At 58.9% G+C, this 17,503-nt stretch carries 20 protein-coding genes; 8 read left to right on the plus strand and 12 right to left on the minus strand.

All coding sequences use genetic code 11. The features are described from left to right. The first annotated feature begins 1 nt into the window (after position 1). Positions 2-1,471 (plus strand): glycosyltransferase family 39 protein, encoded by a 1,470-nt coding sequence (locus tag ACAM29_RS15635; protein WP_369624657.1) that lies wholly within the window; start codon positions 2-4, stop codon positions 1,469-1,471. A gap of 25 nt (positions 1,472-1,496) precedes the next feature. Here the strand turns inward: ACAM29_RS15635 and ACAM29_RS15640 are convergent, their stop codons facing one another. The 3 genes from ACAM29_RS15640 to ACAM29_RS15650 are packed head-to-tail and all read right to left on the minus strand — an operon-like array spanning position 1,497 to position 3,650. After that, a complete protein-coding gene (locus ACAM29_RS15640; RefSeq protein WP_369624658.1) occupies positions 1,497-2,285 on the minus strand; it encodes a ChbG/HpnK family deacetylase in 789 nt (262 codons plus the stop codon). Beyond that, complete coding sequence (locus ACAM29_RS15645; protein WP_091825977.1) at positions 2,282-2,653, minus strand: GtrA family protein; 372 nt, start codon at positions 2,651-2,653, stop codon at positions 2,282-2,284. The genes ACAM29_RS15640 and ACAM29_RS15645 overlap by 4 nt, the downstream gene beginning before the upstream one ends. Continuing rightward, positions 2,643-3,650 carry a glycosyltransferase family 2 protein gene (locus tag ACAM29_RS15650; RefSeq protein ID WP_369624659.1) on the minus strand — a complete coding sequence of 336 codons (1,008 nt, stop codon included), beginning with the start codon at positions 3,648-3,650 and terminating at the stop codon, positions 2,643-2,645. The genes ACAM29_RS15645 and ACAM29_RS15650 overlap by 11 nt, the downstream gene beginning before the upstream one ends. Positions 3,651-3,776: 126 nt before the next feature. Between ACAM29_RS15650 and waaA the strand changes: the two genes are divergently transcribed. Then, positions 3,777-5,042: a lipid IV(A) 3-deoxy-D-manno-octulosonic acid transferase gene (gene waaA, locus ACAM29_RS15655; protein WP_369624660.1), complete on the plus strand. Its 1,266-nt coding sequence runs from the start codon at positions 3,777-3,779 to the stop codon at positions 5,040-5,042. A gap of 88 nt (positions 5,043-5,130) precedes the next feature. Here the strand turns inward: waaA and cyaY are convergent, their stop codons facing one another. Next, positions 5,131-5,451, minus strand: coding sequence for an iron donor protein CyaY (gene cyaY / locus ACAM29_RS15660; protein WP_091825970.1), 321 nt, complete (start codon positions 5,449-5,451; stop codon positions 5,131-5,133). Between the two features lie 139 nt (positions 5,452-5,590). Here cyaY and ACAM29_RS15665 point away from each other — a divergent pair, with 139 nt between their 5' ends. From ACAM29_RS15665 to ACAM29_RS15690, 6 genes are read left to right on the plus strand one after another with little or no spacing between them, the layout of a single operon-like run. Beyond that, positions 5,591-5,725 (plus strand): lipoprotein, encoded by a 135-nt coding sequence (locus ACAM29_RS15665; RefSeq protein ID WP_206842283.1) that lies wholly within the window; start codon positions 5,591-5,593, stop codon positions 5,723-5,725. Then, a complete protein-coding gene (lysA, locus tag ACAM29_RS15670) occupies positions 5,718-6,971 on the plus strand; it encodes a diaminopimelate decarboxylase (protein WP_369624661.1) in 1,254 nt (417 codons plus the stop codon). Before ACAM29_RS15665 ends, lysA begins: the two co-directional genes overlap by 8 nt. 15 nt (positions 6,972-6,986) lie before the next feature. After that, complete coding sequence (dapF, locus tag ACAM29_RS15675; RefSeq protein WP_369624662.1) at positions 6,987-7,817, plus strand: diaminopimelate epimerase; 831 nt, start codon at positions 6,987-6,989, stop codon at positions 7,815-7,817. Then, positions 7,814-8,512 (plus strand): DUF484 family protein, encoded by a 699-nt coding sequence (locus ACAM29_RS15680; protein ID WP_091825958.1) that lies wholly within the window; start codon positions 7,814-7,816, stop codon positions 8,510-8,512. The genes dapF and ACAM29_RS15680 overlap by 4 nt, the downstream gene beginning before the upstream one ends. A gap of 1 nt (position 8,513) precedes the next feature. Then, on the plus strand, positions 8,514-9,425 hold the full coding sequence (gene xerC / locus ACAM29_RS15685; RefSeq protein WP_354408051.1) for a tyrosine recombinase XerC: 912 nt from the start codon (positions 8,514-8,516) through the stop codon (positions 9,423-9,425). Continuing rightward, complete coding sequence (locus ACAM29_RS15690) at positions 9,418-10,152, plus strand: HAD family hydrolase (RefSeq protein WP_369624663.1); 735 nt, start codon at positions 9,418-9,420, stop codon at positions 10,150-10,152. The genes xerC and ACAM29_RS15690 overlap by 8 nt, the downstream gene beginning before the upstream one ends. 6 nt (positions 10,153-10,158) lie before the next feature. Here ACAM29_RS15690 and ACAM29_RS15695 read toward each other — a convergent pair whose 3' ends face one another. From ACAM29_RS15695 to proC, 8 genes are all read right to left on the minus strand, one after another. Continuing rightward, entirely contained in the window at positions 10,159-12,015 is a 1,857-nt protein-coding gene (locus tag ACAM29_RS15695) for a methyl-accepting chemotaxis protein (RefSeq protein ID WP_369624664.1), read from the minus strand. A gap of 63 nt (positions 12,016-12,078) precedes the next feature. Continuing rightward, the gene (gene hemW / locus ACAM29_RS15700) at positions 12,079-13,221 is read right to left on the minus strand and encodes a radical SAM family heme chaperone HemW (protein ID WP_369624665.1); all 1,143 of its coding nucleotides are present in this window, start codon (positions 13,219-13,221) and stop codon (positions 12,079-12,081) included. Beyond that, positions 13,218-13,826, minus strand: a complete 609-nt coding sequence (locus ACAM29_RS15705; RefSeq protein ID WP_206837343.1) for an XTP/dITP diphosphatase — start codon at positions 13,824-13,826, stop codon at positions 13,218-13,220. Before ACAM29_RS15705 ends, hemW begins: the two co-directional genes overlap by 4 nt. Positions 13,827-13,834: 8 nt before the next feature. Next, complete coding sequence (locus ACAM29_RS15710) at positions 13,835-14,287, minus strand: DUF4426 domain-containing protein (RefSeq protein WP_206837340.1); 453 nt, start codon at positions 14,285-14,287, stop codon at positions 13,835-13,837. A gap of 13 nt (positions 14,288-14,300) precedes the next feature. Then, a complete protein-coding gene (gene metW / locus ACAM29_RS15715) occupies positions 14,301-14,891 on the minus strand; it encodes a methionine biosynthesis protein MetW (RefSeq protein WP_206837337.1) in 591 nt (196 codons plus the stop codon). Continuing rightward, positions 14,881-16,053, minus strand: coding sequence for a homoserine O-acetyltransferase (locus ACAM29_RS15720; protein WP_091825939.1), 1,173 nt, complete (start codon positions 16,051-16,053; stop codon positions 14,881-14,883). Before ACAM29_RS15720 ends, metW begins: the two co-directional genes overlap by 11 nt. Before the next feature lie 19 nt (positions 16,054-16,072). Next, positions 16,073-16,630, minus strand: a complete 558-nt coding sequence (locus tag ACAM29_RS15725) for a YggT family protein (protein WP_369624666.1) — start codon at positions 16,628-16,630, stop codon at positions 16,073-16,075. Between the two features lie 20 nt (positions 16,631-16,650). Next, positions 16,651-17,478 (minus strand): pyrroline-5-carboxylate reductase, encoded by an 828-nt coding sequence (gene proC, locus ACAM29_RS15730; RefSeq protein ID WP_206837331.1) that lies wholly within the window; start codon positions 17,476-17,478, stop codon positions 16,651-16,653. Positions 17,479-17,503: the final 25 nt, after the last annotated feature.

Here is a 17,503-nt window from a genome sequence, read left to right on the forward strand (position 1 = left end):
CATGAAAACCGCGCAGTCGATCTGTTACCGCGGGCTGCTGTGGCTGCTTGCACTGCAGTTGATCAGCTGGGCACTGCTGCCGGGTTTGCTGGTTGAGAGTCTGCCGCTCGATGTGGTGGAGGGTGTCTACTGGGGGCAGGAGTGGCAGTGGGGCTATTACAAGCATCCGCCGCTTCCGGCCTGGATTCTGTACCTGTTTGAGCGCGCCCTGGGTGATGTTGGTCCCTTTCTGCTGAGTCAGCTGTGCATCGGCCTGACTCTGCTCTGTGTCTGGCATCTTGGCTGCCGCACCCTGGATCGGGAACGTGCGGCCTTTGGCGTGTTGGCGCTGCTGGGCGTGTATTTCTTTACCTGGCCCACCATCGAATTCAACCACAATGTGGCACAGATGCCGATCTGGGCGGCGGCAGTGTTGTTTTTTCACCGCGCCATCAGCCAGGATCGCTGGCTGAACTGGCTGCTGCTCGGGTTGGTGTCCGGGCTTGGTCTGCTCACCAAGTATTCCTACATCATGCTGCTGGCGCCCATGTTCCTGTGGCTGGTTGTACATCCACCGCTGAGGAAGAAGCTGCTGAAGCCGCAGCTCTGGCTCGGTGTGCTGGTAATGGGGCTGGTTTTTTTGCCGCACCTGCTCTGGCTGGTGGCGCATGATTTTCTGCCGCTCAGCTATGCGGCGGCACGCTCGGCTGCAGCGTCTGCCACCGAATCCCGCTGGCTGGGGCCGCTGAAGTTCCTGCTGGTACAGCTTGTAGACCATCTGCCGTTGCTGCTCTTGCTATTGATGGCGGGCTTCTGGCGCCGGAGTTGCTGGCAGCGTCCCGTTGAAGGCGCCGCCTTTCTGTTCTGGATCGGGCTGATGCCGGCACTGCTGACGGCGCTGGGAGCCATGATCACAGGGGCTGGCACCCGTGACATGTGGGGCGCGCCCATGTGGAACCTGTCCGGTCTGATACTGGCATCGATAATTCCGCTGGAGGTGCTGCGCCAGCGCTGGAAGCGCCTGCTGTGGGCATTTGCCATTTTCCTGCTGCTGCTGAGCGTATTGATGCTGCTCTTTGTGGGCTTCAAGGATCAGATCCGTGACAAGCCGTCTCGCACCGGCTGGCCGGATCAAGCGCTGTCCGGTTCGCTGCAGCAGCAGTGGCAGCAGCATACCGACTGTCCGCTGCAGCTGGTGGCCGGTGACTACTGGCTGGCAGAGACAGTGGCGATCAATCTGAGCCCGCGTGCCTCGGCCATTCCGGATGCGGATCTGGCACTTGCGCCCTGGGCGGATCTGGCACGCGTACAACGGCAGGGCGGGTTGCTGATCTGGGAAACGAAAGACAGCCGCTGGCAGTCAGCGCTGCCGGAAGCGGGGCAATGGGATTCCGAAGGTGAATTCAGTCTGCCCTGGCCACGTTTGCCTGATCGGGCGCCGTTGTCGATCAGTTGGCGACTGTGGTTGCCGCAAGCCGATTGCAGCCGATAGACGTTTCCAGCCAGTAAACAACGGTTCAATCCAGTGCAGGTTTCACCGTAAGTGAGCGCTGACTCTGTTGCAGGGCGGCGCCGAAGGCATCACCGGCGAGCCAGTCGTATTCCTGTTGCCGTGCACGGGCCAGTCCGGATTGGCCATCGGTGTGCCCCGGGTGGCACATGATCAACGCACCTTCGGGTAGCGTTTTCAGCCAGTGTTGCAGCATGCGTTCAAAACCGGCGTCCGGTTGCAGAGAGTACATGCCTGCGAAACTTCGATTGCCGGCAACGGCGTGCTGTCGTCGCTGCCGCTCAAACCCCAGCCCCATCAGCCGCAGTACCACAGCCTTGAAACTGGCATCATGACCGCTGATTGCAGGGTTTGATACCCGAACCCAGGGGCGCTGCTGTTGATAACGCTGCTGCAGCGTCTGCAGCACAATATCGCGAATGCCCGGAAACATCTGAATGTGCTGGTGGCCGTCGACAAAGTCCGGTGGCAGTCCGGTTAACGCCTCGAAACGGTCCAGTTGCCGGTTTAATGCCTGCTGTACCCGTCCGGTATCCAGCTGCCCCAGCAGGCTTTGCTGCATCAGCTTCCCCAGAGGAGTGGCATTATCGCCTTCGGTGAGATTGAAGTGCAGGCCCAGCGCGGCGCGGTCATGTCGTGCAATCAAAGCGGCAGCGGCGCCTTCTGTCCAGGCTGGCATGGTGGTCATGCAGCTGGTGGCCGACAGGCGACCAAGGTCGATCAGCTCCAGAATGGCACGATTGATGCCGTCAGCCAGGCCGAAATCATCGGCACACAGCACAAGTGATCGAGTCATGCGAACGCCCAGAACTTGCCCAGCAGATAGGTCAGCACGGCCACCGTGCCCAGTACCAGCAGCATGGCGATATCGTAGCGCATTGGGGTAAGAGTCAGCAGCGCCCAGTACATCGCCTCATTCACCAGAAAGCTGCTGGCCGCGACAGCTGCAAAGCGCGGCAGTGTCTGGCGGTGTGAGCGGTCACTTGCGCGAAAGGTCAGGTGGCGATGGCCAAAGTAGCTGACATTGAACGCCACCAGAAAGGCGATCACGTTGGCGATCAGCGGGTGCAGTCCGGCCAGAGGGACCAGTGCAATTACTACCAACCAGTGTACCAGCAGGGCACTGACCCCGACCGCGATAAAACTCAGGGCTTCACGCGTCATCGCTGTTATCCCGAGTTTCGGCACGATCGCGGAAGGAAACCTGACGCCCAACCAGATACAGCGGACGCGCCTTCACTTCAGAGAAGATGCGGGCAATGTACTCGCCCAGAATCCCCACCGAAAACAGCTGAATACCGCCAAGAAAAGCGATTCCTGCCGCGATGGTGGGCCAGCCGGGTACGTCTGAACCGAAAATCAGTGTGCGCAGCACGATAATGAACGCATACAAGACTGACAGCACTGAGACTCCGGCCCCGATCAGCATCCAGATGCGCAGTGGCGCACTGCTGAAGCTGGTGAAGCCGGTCAGGGCCAGGGACGACAAGTGGCGCAGGCGGAAGTTGGTGCTGCCACCCATGCGCGGTGCGACTTGAAAGGTCACCGCCTTGCTGGGAAAGCCGACCCAGGCATACAACCCCTTCATCATGCGCGAGCGCTCAGGCAGTTGGCGCAATGCCTGCACCACCTTGCGATCGAGCAGGCGAAAATCACCGGCATCCGGGTGGATGTCGATCTCGGCACTGCGGCTGAGGATTTTGTAAAACAGATTGGTCAGATGACGCTTGGCATGGGACTCGTCCGAGCGGTCTTCACGCACGCCATAGACCATGTCCCAGCCCCGGTGCCAGTGATGAAAAAACTGATCCACCACGGCAAGCGGATGCTGACCATCGGAGTCCATAAGCAACACAACGTCACCATCAGCATGGTCGATCCCTGCACTGAGCGCCGCTTCCTTGCCGAAATTGCGTGACAGCTGCAGCAGCGTGACGGGATATTCATGGGTCAGGGCACTGACCAGGGCTGCAGTATTATCCTGGCTGCCATCATCGACCACCAGCAGCTCAATCTCATCGGAGAATTTCTGCAGGTACTGGCTCAACTCCGGGATCAAGTGACGCAGGTTTTCCGCCTCATTGAAGGCCGGCAGTATGCAGGTCAGACTTGGTCGCTTCGGCCGAGAGTCGGCCTCGGGCAGATGTTGAGTGTTATCCATATTCAGATCCGCTGAACGGTGGCAGTTGCCTGCATTGTCCCCGATATGCGCCGGGGGTTCCAGCGTTCGGCTGTATGCTCCGGCAGTGTTACACTGCAGGCTTTATTCAACCATGTATCGGCGCCTATGCGACAGCTCTACACTCTCCTGTTCTACCTGCTGCTGCCCATCCTGCTGCTGCGCCTCTGGTGGCGTGGTCGCAAGGCACCCGGGTATCGGCAAAACTGGTCTCAGCGTCTGGGGCTTGGGCCTGCCGTCGGCCAGCCGGTGATCTGGATCCACGCCGTATCAGTGGGTGAAACGGTGGCGATTGCGCCCCTGGTGAACCGCCTGCTGGCGCGTTATCCACAGCATCGGTTGTTGATCACCAATATGACACCCACCGGTGCGGCTCAGGTGCGCACGCTGTTCGGTGATCGAGTTGAACAGCGCTTCTGTCCCTGGGATCTGCCGCTGGCGCTGCGGGCTTTTTTGCGTCGAACCCATCCCGAGCTGTGCATCATTGTTGAAACCGAACTCTGGCCCAATCTGATCAACCAATGTGCCCGCGCCGAGGTGCCGGTGCTGCTGGCCAATGCGCGGCTGTCGGAGCGTTCGGCGCGCGGCTATCAGCGCTTTTCAGCTCTGACAAAACCGATGCTGCAGCAGCTGAGCCTGATCGCCGCACAGGGGCAGGCGGATGCGGATCGTTTCCTGACACTGGGCATGCCACCTGAGCGGGTCGAAGTGACCGGCAGTATCAAGTTCGATCTGCAGCCGGATGCCGGGCAAGTTACGTCGGGGCGCACGTTGCGGGAACGGCTGGGGCTTGAGCGCCCTGTGCTGATCGCGGCCAGTACTCATCAGGGCGAGGATGAGATTCTGCTGCAGGCCTGGCAGCAACTCAAGGCGGTGCATCCCGAGCTGGCGCTGATCCTGGTGCCTCGTCACCCGGAACGCTTCGATGCTGTGGCGGAATTATGCCGTGGCTACAGCGACAGGCTGGTACGTCGCAGCCGTGGCGATCGGCCAGACGAACACACCGAATTGTATCTGGGTGACAGCATGGGTGAGCTGATGCTGTTCTACGCGGCGGCGGATATCGCCTTCGTCGGCGGCAGCTTCAGCGGTACCGGCGGGCATAATCCGCTGGAGCCGGCGGCACTGGGGCTGCCGGTGGTGATGGGACCGGACTGTTTCAACTTCCAGAGCATTACCGATGCGCTGAAGGAAGCAGGTGGGCTGGTGCGGGTTGCCGATGCTGCCGGGCTGCAGGCGCAGTTATCGATCTGGCTTGAAGGCGTGGATCGGCGGCGTGAAGCGGGGCAGCAGGCAGCGGCCTTTGTCGCCGCCAATCGAGGCGCGCTGGATCGGCAGGAGCAGGCGGTATCACGCCTGCTCAGTCAGGGCTGAAGGGCAGTGACCCGTTGAATCGAGAGGGGCACTGTTGCCGGGGCTGCCCCCGTTTCACTCCCCCCAAGCAAATCCGACTTCACTGAAATCAGACGCCCTTAAAATCGAAGCTTTCACCTGCCTGTTCGGCAAAGGCGCCCGCCAGCACCTCGGCCAGAGTCGCGCCATCGGTATCGCGCAGCCACTGTTCGCCATCATGGTCAAAATGGAAGCCGCCGTTGCGGGTGGCAACCCAGAGTTGCTTCACCGGTGGCTGGCGGGTAAAGATGATCTGGCTGCCGTTTTCGCATTTCACCGTCATCATGCCGCCCTGGCTTTCATAATCCAGATCGCTCTCGGCGTCGTCCAGGATCTCTTCGATCCGTTCCAGTGTTGCATCCACTCGGCTCATGAATTCGGATTCGGTCATCGGGTCACTCTCTGCAGGTATGTATGGGCGATGAGTATAACTCAGCCTGCAGCGGTACTCAGCCCCCGTGGCTAAGGGTATAATTGCCGGTTAAACACTGCCCTTGGTGGGTGGTCAACCGATTAAAAAGGGATTGATGATGCTGAAACGCTGCTGGCCCGCACTCCTGCTGGGCGCTCTGCTGCTGTCGGGCTGTGGTCAGAAGGGCCCGCTCTATCTGCCGGACGAGACGGCGGCTCACCACATCAGTCACAACGAGAGTGTCCATGGATAACTTTGAATACCGCAACGGCCGCCTGCACGCCGAAGAAGTGGCTCTGAGCCGCATCGCTGAAGAGTTCGGTACCCCGACCTACGTTTACTCCCGCGATGCGCTGGAGCGGGCCTATCTGGATTACGCCCAGGCACTTGAGGGGCGTGATGCGCTGGTGTGCTACGCCGTCAAGGCCAACTCCAACCTGGCGGTGCTGAACGTACTGGCGCGTCTGGGTGCCGGTTTCGATATCGTCTCCGCCGGCGAGCTGGAGCGCGTGCTGCGTGCCGGCGGCGATCCGCGCAAGGTGGTGTTCTCAGGTGTCGGCAAGCAGCCGGCCGAAATTCGCCGCGCGCTTGAAGTGGGTATTCTCTGCTTCAACATCGAGTCCGATGCCGAGCTGGATCGCGTCAATGCGGTCGCCGGGGAGATGGGCGTCAAGGCATCGGTCTCCTTCCGCGTCAATCCGGATGTGGATGCGGGCACACATCCCTACATATCGACGGGGCTGAAAGAGAACAAGTTTGGCATCGATATCGATACGGCCGCTGATGTCTATCGCCGCGCTGCGGCGCTGGAGTATGTGGATGTGGTGGGTATGGATTGCCACATCGGCAGCCAGCTGACTGACGTCAGCCCCTTCCTTGATGCCATCGATCGTCTGTTGGCGCTGCTGGATACATTGGCGAAGGAAGGAATTCATATCCACCATCTGGATCTTGGGGGCGGGCTTGGGGTTTGCTATACCAATGAAACACCGCCGGCACCGGGTGAATACATTGCTGCAATACTGCAAAAGCTTGCAGGGCGTGATTACAAACTGATCTTCGAACCGGGTCGTTCCATCGCTGCCAATGCTGGTGTCATGCTGACACGGGTCGAATTCCTCAAGCAAACCGGTGACAAGAATTTTGCCATCATTGATGGTGCCATGAATGACCTGATCCGCCCGTCTCTGTACGGTGCCTATCAGGAGATCATTCCGGTCGAGCTGCGTGAAGAGGGCGAAAGCAAGCACTGGGATCTGGTGGGCCCCGTGTGTGAAACCGGTGACTTCCTCGGCAAGGATCGTCAGCTGAACCTGCAGCCAGGTGATCTTTTGGCGGTATGTTCCGCGGGCGCCTACGGTTTTGTGATGGCGTCCAACTACAATACGCGTCCGCGCCCGGCGGAGGTGATGGTGGATGACAATCAGGCCTGCCTGGTCCGTGCGCGCGAAACGCTTAATGATCTGATGCGCGGCGAACAGCTGTTGCCTGAAGCCTGACGGAGTCTAAGCATCATGCTGGTTCGCTTTACCAAAATGCACGGCTTGGGTAACGATTTCATGGTGATCGATGCGCTGTCACAGCGGGTTCGTCTGACACCCAAAATCGTGCGCAAACTCGCCGATCGCCATACCGGCATCGGCTTCGATCAGCTGCTGCTGGTGGAGCCGCCAAGCCGACCGGACATGGACTTCCGTTACCGCATTTACAATGCAGACGGTTCCGAGGTGGAACACTGCGGTAACGGCGCTCGTTGTTTCGGCCGTTTCGTGCGCGAGCGTCGGCTCACCGTGAAGGACGAAATCCATGTGGAGACGGCTCGCGGTCAGGCCATTCTGTATCTGCTGCCTGACCGTCAGGTGGATGTGGACATGGGTGTACCCGAGCTGCGTCCCGCCGAGGTGCCGTTCAGCGCCGAGCAGCAGGCAGTCGTCTATCCAGTTGAGGTTGATGGCGAGACGATTGAGTTGAGCGTTATCTCCATGGGGAACCCCCATGGTGTGCTGTTGGTGGATGATGTGGATACGGCGGCGGTGGAAACGCTGGGGCCGGCACTTGAAGCCCATCCGCGGTTCCCGAAAAAGGCCAATATCGGTTTCATGCAGGTGATCAATCGGGGCGAGATTCGCCTGCGCGTGTATGAGCGTGGCGCCGGGGAAACATTGGCCTGTGGTACGGGGGCCTGTGCCGCTGTGGTGGCTGGGCGTTTGCGTGGGCTGCTCGATGAAGAGGTATTGGTACACCTGCCTGGTGGTGAGCTTCGCATCCACTGGCCGGGTGAAGGCTCGTCATTGCGCATGACCGGCCCGGCAGCAACCGTTTACGAAGGACAGATCTACTTATGAATGATGCAAGCAATGTGCTGGAGGCACCCACGCTGAGCGCCGAACAGGTCGCTGACTATCTGGCGAGTCATCCGGATTTCTTTACCGAACACACCTGGCTGCTGGAAAAGCTCTATGTCCCGCATCAGCGTGGGACGACGGTGTCTCTGGTGGAACGCCAGACCTCGTTGCTGCGTGAGCGCAACCAGCTGTTGCACGGTCATCTTGCCGATATGATCGATGCCGCACGTCACAATGATGTGCAGTTCGAGAAGACCAAGCGCATGGTGCTGGCGCTGCTGGAGGCCTGGACCCTGGATGATGTGGCTGTGGCGGTTGAAGAGAGTCTGTGCCACGATTTCTATGGTGATGAAACCGCACTGCTGCTGTTCAGTGAGCGTTCGCTGGAGAGCAACAGCATCCGTACCCTGGCACGAGCCGAAGACTCGCTGGTGCAGCCGCTGATCGAGACCAATCTGCCCAGCTGCGGTCAGCTGTCGGAGGCGATGAACCGTTTCCTGTTTCAGGACCGCGCGGTCAAGGTACAGTCTGCGGCAGTGGTACCGCTGGTTAAGGGTGATACCCTCGGCCTGCTGGCGATCGGAAGTTATGATCCCAATTACTTCCAGAGCAGTCAGGGTACCCTGTTTCTGAGTTATGTGGGGGAGGTCCTCAGCCGCATCATTTTCCGCATTCTTCAGGAACAGCGGGGCTGACATGGCGGCTCCGGGCGTACATGACTGGCCCGATACCTTTCTGCACTACCTGCGGGTGGAGCGTCAGCTCTCCCCGCACACCCTCAAGAATTACCGTCGCGACCTTGAAACCCTCCATGCCGAGCTGAGCCGCACCCACCACGAGTGCTGGGACCAGCTGACCGAGCCGGTGCTGCGCCGCGCCATTGCAGGATTGCATGGTCAGGGACTGTCAGGCCGCAGCCTGCAGCGACTGCTGTCGGCAACCCGCAGCTTCTACCGTTTTCTGGCGCGTGAAGGTTGGGTACAGAGTAATCCGGCACTGGCTGTGCAGGCCCCTCGGGCAGGACGTCGTCTGCCGCAGACACTGGATACCGAACAGGTATCGGCACTGCTGGAGGTGGAAGGGGACGAACCGCTGGATATTCGCGATCGAGCCATGATGGAATTGATCTATTCGTCCGGCTTGCGTGTATCTGAACTGGTTAGCCTGAACATGCGCGATATCGATTTGGCTGATGCCAGCCTTGTGGTAACGGGCAAGGGTAACAAGATGCGCCAGCTTCCGATTGGTCGATTGGCGGTACAGGCGATACGCCAATGGCTGGGGGTGAGGCAGGGGCTGGCCGCGCCGGATGAAACGGCACTGTTTACAGGCCAGCGAGGCAAGCGCTTGACTACACGTGCGGTAGAGCAACGCCTGCGCAAGCGCGGTGAACAACAGGGCACGCAGGGGCGGGTCTATCCGCACCGTCTGCGTCACAGTTTTGCCAGTCACCTGCTGGAATCCAGCGGTGACCTGCGTGCGGTGCAGGAGCTGCTCGGGCATGCCAATATCAGCACCACCCAGATCTACACTCATCTCGACTTCCAGCATCTGATGGAGGTCTACGAACAGGCCCACCCGCGGGCAAGGCAGAAAACGGATGATTAAGTGCGTAACCTTCGACCTGGACGATACCCTCTGGGCGGTCGACCCGGTGATCCATCAGGCAAACCGTGAGCTCTGGGATTGGCTGGAACAGAATGCGCCGCTGTTTACTCAAAACCATGTGCTGGCCGATCTGGCCGAAGGTTCGGCCATGCGTCAGCGATTGCTGCAGCAGGAGCCGGATATTGCGCACAGCATGACTCAGGTGCGCCTGCGCCTGCTGGAACAGGGGTGCCTGAGTGCCGGTTATTCTGATGATCAGGCTCGGCAGATGGCGGCAGCGGCCTTTGATGTGTTTATCCGTGCCCGCCATCAGGTTGAACTGTTTGAGCACGCCCAGGCGATGCTGGAGCAGCTGCGCCGGGATGGTTATGTGATCGGTGCGCTGAGCAACGGTAATGCCGATGTAGGCCAGACACTGATCGGCAGCCTGTTTGATTTCCAGTACAACGCCGACGGGGTCGGTTCGGCCAAGCCGCACCCAGGCATGTTCGAGAAAGCGCTGGAACATACCGGGTTGCGGCCGGAGCAGGTGGTACATGTGGGTGATCACCCGATCAATGATGTGCAGGCGGCTCGGCAGGTAGGCATGTGGACAATTTGGGTGAATCTGCCAGGGCAAAACTGGCCACAGCCGGTTCGTGCGGATGCGTGTGTCAGCTGTCTGTCGAAGATTCCCTTTGAGGTGCAGCGGCTTGCGTCACAGGGCGAGAGCCGAGTGACGCTCTGACACCGTTCAGGTACGGAAACGGGAAACAGCCGTCTGCAGCTCGCTGGCTTGCTCAGCCACCATGTGGCTGGCATCCGCATTCTGCCCCACCTGGTCATTTGCGGTCGCCATAATGCCGCGGATATGCTCAATGTTGCGTGTGATCTCGGCAGCCACCGCGGCCTGCTCCTCGGTGGCCGATGCCACTTGAGTGGTCATGTCGACGATGCTGGCAGCGCCCGTAATGATGGTATCCAGGGCGTCAATGGTGGCACTGGCTTCTGCTGCACTCTGCTCACTGTTGCTGACGCTTTCCTGCATTAACTGGCTGACGTTGTGGGTCTGCTCCTGCAGGCTGCGAATGCGCCTCTCAATGTCAGCGGCAGACTGCTGTGAGCGGGATGCAAGGGTGCGCACCTCATCGGCAACGACTGCAAAGCCACGGCCCTGCTCACCGGCCCGCGCTGCCTCAATGGAGGCGTTCAGCGCCAGCAGGTTGGTCTGCTCGGCAATATCCTTGATCACATCCAGCATGGTGCCGATGCTGTCGCTTTCGCAGCGCAGCTGATCGACGACGCCTGCGGTTTCACGTGCCTTTTCGGCCATCAGTTGCAGGGCACTGATGTTGCCGCGCACACGGGTGGCACTGTCGCTGGCATCCTGTTGTGCCCGCGAGGCGGTTGCAGCCGTGTTTTCGGTGTTGCCGGCTATCTCCTGCATGGAGCTTTCCATTTCCTGTACGGCGGCGGCAACCTGCAGTACCTGTGCCTGCTGCTGGTTAAGTCCTGTCGAGGTGTCCCGGGTTGTCGCGGACAGTTGTTCGGCCGCCGTGGCCAGTTGCCCAGAGGTTCCGGCGACCCGTGCGATCAGTGCGCGGAAGCTGTCCATCATGCTGTTGAAATCCTGCGCCATCCGACCGACTTCGTCCTTGCCATCGGAGGCTATTCTCAATGTCAGGTCGTGCTCGTCACTGGCCCGCTTCATCGTGGCGGCCAACGTATTGATGGGACGCAGGATGCTGCGCCCCAACATTAGCGCCGGAATCACTGTCGCCAGGATGGCCAGTGCCATGGCAATCAATGCGGTGGTCATCAAGCGTTGCTGTTCACGCTCCATACGATGGTTGAGATGCTCTTCAAGTTTGATCTGCAGCTCATCGGTGCTTTTGACCGCCTGGCGCATCTGGCCCATCAGGCCACTATCTACGGTCAAGCCCAGCTGGACGTAGGCATCGACCAGACGCTGAAACTGGTCACGGTACTGCACCAATAGTGGTTCCATGGAAGCACGCTGAGACGGCGGCATTAGCCGATCGATCTGTTGGTTGAACAGAGAGATTTCTTTCAGGAAACGATCAAGATATTTGGTGTCCAGACGCAGAAGAAAGTCCTTCTCATGGCGACGCAGCATCAGCAGGGTGCTCAGCAGTTCGCTGTTGTCAGCTGATCGGATTTCATCTTCAACAGCATGAATTGCCCCCCGAAGCTGACCGAGAAGGCCGGATTTTTCGTCCAGTCCTATTTCGGTTCGCAGCTCGCTGACAGCGGCGAAAGAGCGGTCGTAAATCTGCATGCGATTGGCGAGTGTATCGAGTTTATCCTGCAGGTCCGGTTCTGGCAGCAATTGTCTCAACTGACTCAGTTGGGTTTTGAACTCACTGTAGGTGTTGCTGAAGTGCTCAAGATAGCGTGCGTCGTGTCGTGCTAGAAAATCCTTCTCGTAGCGTCGCAGATCCTGTTTGCGAGCCTCCACATGGGCCAGGGTCTCACTGATCAGTACAAGGTCACGGTATTGCCCCAATGTGTGGAAAATGATCGCGCCCATGCCGATAAAGCCAATCAGTATGAGTGCGATCAGGGTGCCCAATTTCTTTTTTATGGTCATATGCGCGGATTTCCAGTGTCAGGTGACAGGACTAACGCAGGGGGCAGTGTATTAACGCAATCCTCAGTTCAGAAACAGGGACAGCAGGTCATTCAGGAACAGGCGTCCCAGGGGGGTTGGTGCCAGCCGGGTTGTGTCATTGATCAGAAGTTCGCGTTGCCGGGCCTGCTGTAACAGGGTCTCAACTGAAGACAGGCTAACGCCTGTTCGTGTTTTGAACAAGTCTGAAGATACTCCTTCGCTCAAACGCAGGGCATTGAGCATAAACTCGAAGGGGCGGTCCTCCAGTGCAATGGGCTCGTTGCCCGCCAGACGGCGTGCCAGGTCGAGATAGGCCTTGGGCTGTCGCTGCTTGTGGCGGCGTTGAATCTGCAGCTGGCCCGTGGCATCGAAACGGCTGATTTTTCCGTGGGCTCCCGCACCGATACCGATGTAGTCACCAAACTGCCAGTAATTCAGGTTGTGTCGAGCCTGCTGTCCAGGCCGAGCGTAGGCTGAGATCTCATACTGCCGGTAGCCGGTCTTTTCCAGTAGTGCCTGCCCCTGCTCCTGAATATCCCACAGCGCTTCATCCAGTGGCAGACTCGGTGGGCGGGCGTGAAACTCGGTATTGGGTTCGATGGTCAGCTGATACCAGGACAGGTGACCGGGGTTAATCTCCAGTGCCTGCTGCAGATCATCCATGGCTTCGGCCGGTGTCTGCTCCGGTAGTCCATGCATCAAATCCAGATTGACCCGCGGAAAAATTTCCACTGCGGCACGGGCCGCGGCAAGGGCCTCGACCGGATTGTGAATGCGTCCGAGGCGCTGCAGGTGCTCGGCATTGAAGCTTTGCACACCGATGGAAAGGCGGTTGACGCCAGCGTTCCGGAAACCTTCAAAGCGGGCCAGTTCAAAGGTGCCGGGGTTGGCTTCCAGAGTGATCTCTATATCGTCGGCAAACGGTGTTCGGGCAGCAACACCCTGCAGGATCTGTCCGATGGCCTGTGCGCTGAACAGGCTGGGTGTACCGCCACCGATGAAGATGGACTGCAAGGGTCGCCCCTGTATCAGCGACAGTTCGATGTCCAGATCATCCATCAGGGCCTGTACATAGGTGTCTTCCGGCAGCTGCTCTGGAGCGGCATGGGAGTTGAAATCACAATAGGGACATTTGCGTACACACCAGGGGATGTGTATGTAGAGAGACAGAGGCGGCAGGCTCATGCGTGCTTGAGCCAGGGGCCGATCTGTTCGATGAACTGGCGCACCGCTTTGCCGCGGTGGCTGTATTTCTGTTTCTGCTCCGAGCTGAGCTCGGCGCTGGCGCAGTTGAGTTCGGGAACGAAAAACAGCGGGTCATAGCCGAAACCATTATGACCGCGTGGAGTATCCAGAATGACACCTTCCCAGCTTCCCTGACAGATCAGAGGGGTCGGGTCCTCTGCGTGACGCATGAACACCAGCACGCATTGGAAGCGGGCACTGCGCTGCTCGGCGGGCACTTGTTCAAGCGCCTGCAGCAGCTTACGGTTGTTCTCGTCATCGCCGCAGCCGGCGCCGGCGTAGCGCGCCGAGTAGATACCCGGTGCACCATTCAGCGCATCCACTTCCAGCCCTGAGTCATCAGAGAGTGCCGGCAGGCCGGTAACCCGAGCGGCATGTCGTGCCTTGATGATGGCGTTCTCTACGAAACTGAGGCCTGTCTCATCGGCATCCTGCACCGCAAAGTCGGACTGGGGCATTACGTCGATCTGCAGCGGTGCAAAGATTTCGTTGAACTCTTTCAACTTGCCGCGATTACCGCTGGCCAGCACGATTTTGTTGATCATGTACTCATTCAATCCGTGTAAAAGGTCTGTTCAAATTCAATATTGTAGGGAGACTCATTCGGATCAGGCTGTACTTCCAGGCTGATTTTGAGACGCTCTTCCTCAGTAAAGCGGAAACTGCCGATGTAATACAGCGCATTGCCTTCGTCGATCTTCTGAAATTCCATCTGTTGAGCCTGCCCCAGTAGATTGGCGGCCTGCCCGTTCACGATAGCGGTGACCGGTGTCTTGCTGCCATCCTCCTCAAACTTCAGTACCGACACATTCACCAAAGCGCGGTATTTGCTTCGGGTAATATTGTTGAGCTGCGCCACTTCAGGGGTGATGAAGCTGGAGTTGAAGGCGTTGTAATGAATTTCATAACGGCCATCAGAGATCATCTGTTCCGCCAGAGCCGTCGTGCTCAGCAGCAGTGTGCTGCTCAATAGCAGCCGGGTCAGGTGGGTGGTAATCAGGTTCATGTCAGGCCTCCTGTCAGCGGGTAATGCGGTAGATGGCGATTTCGCCCAGCATGTTGGGCCACAGCTTGATCCACCAGCGATGGCGATGGGCGTGGTCAACCACGGTCCGCTCCAGGATTTCGATATTGCGGTCAACACACAGTTGCTCGAAATCCTTGAAAGTACAGAAATGAATGTTCGGTGTGTTGTACCAAGTGTAGGGCAGAAACTTTGAAACCGGCATCTTGCCCCTGAAGGTAAGATAGCCACGCGCACGCCAGTGTGCAAAGTTGGGGAAGGTTACAATGCACTCGCGTCCTATACGCAGCATCTCGTCGATGATGAGATCCGGGCGGTGCATGCTCTGCAATGCCTGGGTCATGATTACGTAGTCGAAACTGTTGTTGCGAATGCTGGTCAGGCCATCGTCGATATCCTTCTCGATCACGCTGACGCCGCGCTCGACACAGGTGGTCAGATTGTCGTGGTCGATCTCAAGGCCGTAGCCACTGACCTGTTTGTGCTGCACGAGGTGCGCCAGCAGCTCACCATCACCGCAGCCCAGGTCAAGCACCCGTGAGCCGGGCTGAATCCACTCGTCAATAATTTCCAGATCAGCGCGCATTCAGTTCTCCTTCGGCCGGTGTCAGACTGTTGGCGATGCGGTTCATGTAGCCACCGAACACCTCCATGTAGCGCGGAATCGGAATCAGGAAGGCGTCGTGCCCCTGTGGTGCGTCAATTTCGGCATAACTGACCGGCTTGCCAGCGGCGATCAAACCATCCACCAGCTCACGTGAGCGCTCTGGTGAAAAACGCCAGTCAGTGGTAAAGGAAACCACCAGGTAGTTGCAGCGAGCCGGTGCCAGGGCCGCGGCCAGGTTGTCACCCTGTTCACCGGCTGGATCGAAGTAGTCCAGCGCCTTGGTCATCAACAGATAGGTGTTGGCATCGAAGGAGGATGAAAATCGCTCGCCCTGATATTGCAGGTATGACTCCACTTCAAACTGCGGGTTGAAGTCGAAACTGAGCTTACCGTCTTTCAGTTCACGGCCAAATTTTTCACGCATTCCATCGTCCGATAGATAGGTGATATGGCCCACCATGCGAGCCAGCATCAGCCCGGTACGCGGCACTACGCCTTCCTCATAATAGTGGCCGTTATGGAACTCCGGGTCCTTGCTGATGGCCTGCCGGGCAACCTCGTTGAACGCGATGTTCTGGGCACTCAATTTGGCAGCCGAAGCGATCACGACGCAGTGGCGCAGCCGCTCGGGGTAACTGATCGACCACTGTAGGGCCTGCATGCCACCCAAGCTGCCGCCGACCACAGCGGCCCACTGAGTGATGCCGAGCCGGTCCGCCAGCCGTGCCTGACTGTTGACCCAATCCAGAACCGTCATGATCGGGAAATCGGGGCCATAGGGTTTGCCGGTGTCAGGGTTGAGGCTGTTCGGGCCGGTGGAGCCGTGGCAGCCACCCAGGTTGTTAAGGCTGACCACAAAAAAACGGTTGGTGTCGATGGTTTTGCCGGGGCCAATGGCCGAATCCCACCAGCCGGGCTTGCGTTCATCCATGTCGTGGTAGCCGGCGGCATGGTGGTGGCCGGACAAGGCATGGCAGATCAGCACGGCGTTGGATGCATCGGCATTGAGTTCACCGTAGGTTTCCACCATCAGGTCCCACCGTTCAAGGCTGCGGCCGCAGCTCAGAGCCAGTGGCTGATCGAAATGGATTTTCCGAGGTGTAACCAGACCAACGGAATCTTCAGGGATTACAGCGGGCATTTTTGTCTCTCAATCGATTTCAGAACGCCAGCAGTCGACCCAGCTGGGACTGCAGGATCTGGATCACCAGAAAAATAAGAATCGGCGATAGATCCAGTCCGCCAATCGGCGGGATTACCTTGCGCGCCAGTGCAAACAGGGGCTCGGTCAGCTGCAGCAAAAGCTGTGGTGCCGGGTGATAGCTGTCAGGCGAGATCCAGCTGATGATGACGGCACCAATCACCGCCCAGAAATAAATTGTCAGAATGGTATCAATCACCCCGACGGCAGAGAAGATCAGTAGCTGCAATGGATTGATCGATCCCTGGGCCAGTGCGCCGGCGAGCTGGAAGATCAGCAGCAGCGTTACGGCCTTGACCACCAGTGCAACGATCAGTGGCGAGGCATCAAAGCGACCACGCGGGCGCAGCAGCATTTGCAACGGACGCACCGGTGGTTGTGTCAGGCGTACCACGGCTTGGGATATCGGATTGTAATAATCAGCTCTGGCCAGCTGCAGCAGAAAGCGCAGCACCAGCATGAAGACATAAATCTCACCCAGCGTGCGAATGATGAGGGTGATCGGGTCCTGTCCCATAATGGCTCCTGTCTCGGTAATCAGTCTTGGCACAGCTCACCGGCCAGCTCCACAGAGCGGTCACGGCAAGCGGTGAGTGCGTGTTCAACCAGTGCGTCGAAACCTTCGGCCTGGAACGTTTTGATGGCGCGTTCAGTCGTACCGTTGGGCGAGGTGACGCGGCGGCGCAGCTCGGTCGGGTTCACCTCACTGTTGCTGGCCATACGTGCGGCACCTAGGGCGGTCTGAAGAGTCAAGCCGCGCGCGGTCTCTTCGCTGAGACCCAGTTTGACACCGGCAGCGGTCATTGCTTCCATCATCAGGAAATAATAGGCCGGGCCTGATCCTGATATGGCGGTAACGGCATCCAGCTCAGCCTCACTTTGTACCCAAAGTGCGATGCCGACCGCTTCCAGCACGGTGGTGGCCTGCTGGCGTTGTTCGGCACTGACACGGCTGTTGGCAAACAGGCCACTGGCACCGGTTTGTACCAGTGATGGAGTGTTGGGCATGCAGCGCACCAATGCGATCTCGCCGCCAAGCCAGCGATCAAGCGCATCCAGGCTGATACCGGCGGCGATCGATACCATCAGCGGCTGACGAGACTGAACAGCGCTTGCCAGATCAGTGACAACGGCCTTCATCACCTGTGGCTTGACTGCCAGCACTACAATATCGGCGGCGGCAACCGCGGCACGGTTGTCGCTGGTCACATTAAGGCCACGCTCGGCCAGATCCTGCAACCGCTCGGTATCCGGCTCGGAGGCCCAGAGGTCAGCGGCAGCAAAGCCGTTTTCCAACAGTCCGCCGATGATGGCGCGGGCCATGTTGCCGGCGCCGATGAATGCAATTACGGGTGACTGGCTCATAATGTCTGTCTCAATCCTGTAGGTG

Source organism: Marinobacterium sp. BA1 (assembly GCF_041155135.1).
GTDB lineage: Bacteria > Pseudomonadota > Gammaproteobacteria > Pseudomonadales > Balneatricaceae > Marinobacterium > Marinobacterium iners.

Excerpts from the sequence above, each read along its gene's own strand:
- ACAM29_RS15640 (WP_369624658.1), bottom strand. The coding sequence starts at position 2,285 with ATGACTCGATCACTTGTGCTGTGTGCCGATGATTTCGGCCTGGCTGAC.
- ACAM29_RS15665 (WP_206842283.1), top strand. The coding sequence starts at position 5,591 with ATGCTGAAACGCTGCTGGCCCGCACTCCTGCTGGGCGCTCTGCTGCTG.
- metW (WP_206837337.1), bottom strand. The coding sequence starts at position 14,891 with ATGCGCGCTGATCTGGAAATTATTGACGAGTGGATTCAGCCCGGCTCA.
- cyaY (WP_091825970.1), bottom strand. The coding sequence starts at position 5,451 with ATGACCGAATCCGAATTCATGAGCCGAGTGGATGCAACACTGGAACGG.
- ACAM29_RS15705 (WP_206837343.1), bottom strand. The coding sequence starts at position 13,826 with ATGATCAACAAAATCGTGCTGGCCAGCGGTAATCGCGGCAAGTTGAAA.
- ACAM29_RS15720 (WP_091825939.1), bottom strand. The coding sequence starts at position 16,053 with ATGCCCGCTGTAATCCCTGAAGATTCCGTTGGTCTGGTTACACCTCGG.
- waaA (WP_369624660.1), top strand. The coding sequence starts at position 3,777 with ATGCGACAGCTCTACACTCTCCTGTTCTACCTGCTGCTGCCCATCCTG.
- ACAM29_RS15695 (WP_369624664.1), bottom strand. The coding sequence starts at position 12,015 with ATGACCATAAAAAAGAAATTGGGCACCCTGATCGCACTCATACTGATT.
- xerC (WP_354408051.1), top strand. The coding sequence starts at position 8,514 with ATGGCGGCTCCGGGCGTACATGACTGGCCCGATACCTTTCTGCACTAC.
- proC (WP_206837331.1), bottom strand. The coding sequence starts at position 17,478 with ATGAGCCAGTCACCCGTAATTGCATTCATCGGCGCCGGCAACATGGCC.
- ACAM29_RS15710 (WP_206837340.1), bottom strand. The coding sequence starts at position 14,287 with ATGAACCTGATTACCACCCACCTGACCCGGCTGCTATTGAGCAGCACA.
- lysA (WP_369624661.1), top strand. The coding sequence starts at position 5,718 with ATGGATAACTTTGAATACCGCAACGGCCGCCTGCACGCCGAAGAAGTG.
- dapF (WP_369624662.1), top strand. The coding sequence starts at position 6,987 with ATGCTGGTTCGCTTTACCAAAATGCACGGCTTGGGTAACGATTTCATG.
- ACAM29_RS15680 (WP_091825958.1), top strand. The coding sequence starts at position 7,814 with ATGAATGATGCAAGCAATGTGCTGGAGGCACCCACGCTGAGCGCCGAA.
- ACAM29_RS15645 (WP_091825977.1), bottom strand. The coding sequence starts at position 2,653 with ATGACGCGTGAAGCCCTGAGTTTTATCGCGGTCGGGGTCAGTGCCCTG.
- ACAM29_RS15635 (WP_369624657.1), top strand. The coding sequence starts at position 2 with ATGAAAACCGCGCAGTCGATCTGTTACCGCGGGCTGCTGTGGCTGCTT.
- ACAM29_RS15650 (WP_369624659.1), bottom strand. The coding sequence starts at position 3,650 with ATGGATAACACTCAACATCTGCCCGAGGCCGACTCTCGGCCGAAGCGA.
- ACAM29_RS15725 (WP_369624666.1), bottom strand. The coding sequence starts at position 16,630 with ATGGGACAGGACCCGATCACCCTCATCATTCGCACGCTGGGTGAGATT.
- ACAM29_RS15690 (WP_369624663.1), top strand. The coding sequence starts at position 9,418 with ATGATTAAGTGCGTAACCTTCGACCTGGACGATACCCTCTGGGCGGTC.
- hemW (WP_369624665.1), bottom strand. The coding sequence starts at position 13,221 with ATGAGCCTGCCGCCTCTGTCTCTCTACATACACATCCCCTGGTGTGTA.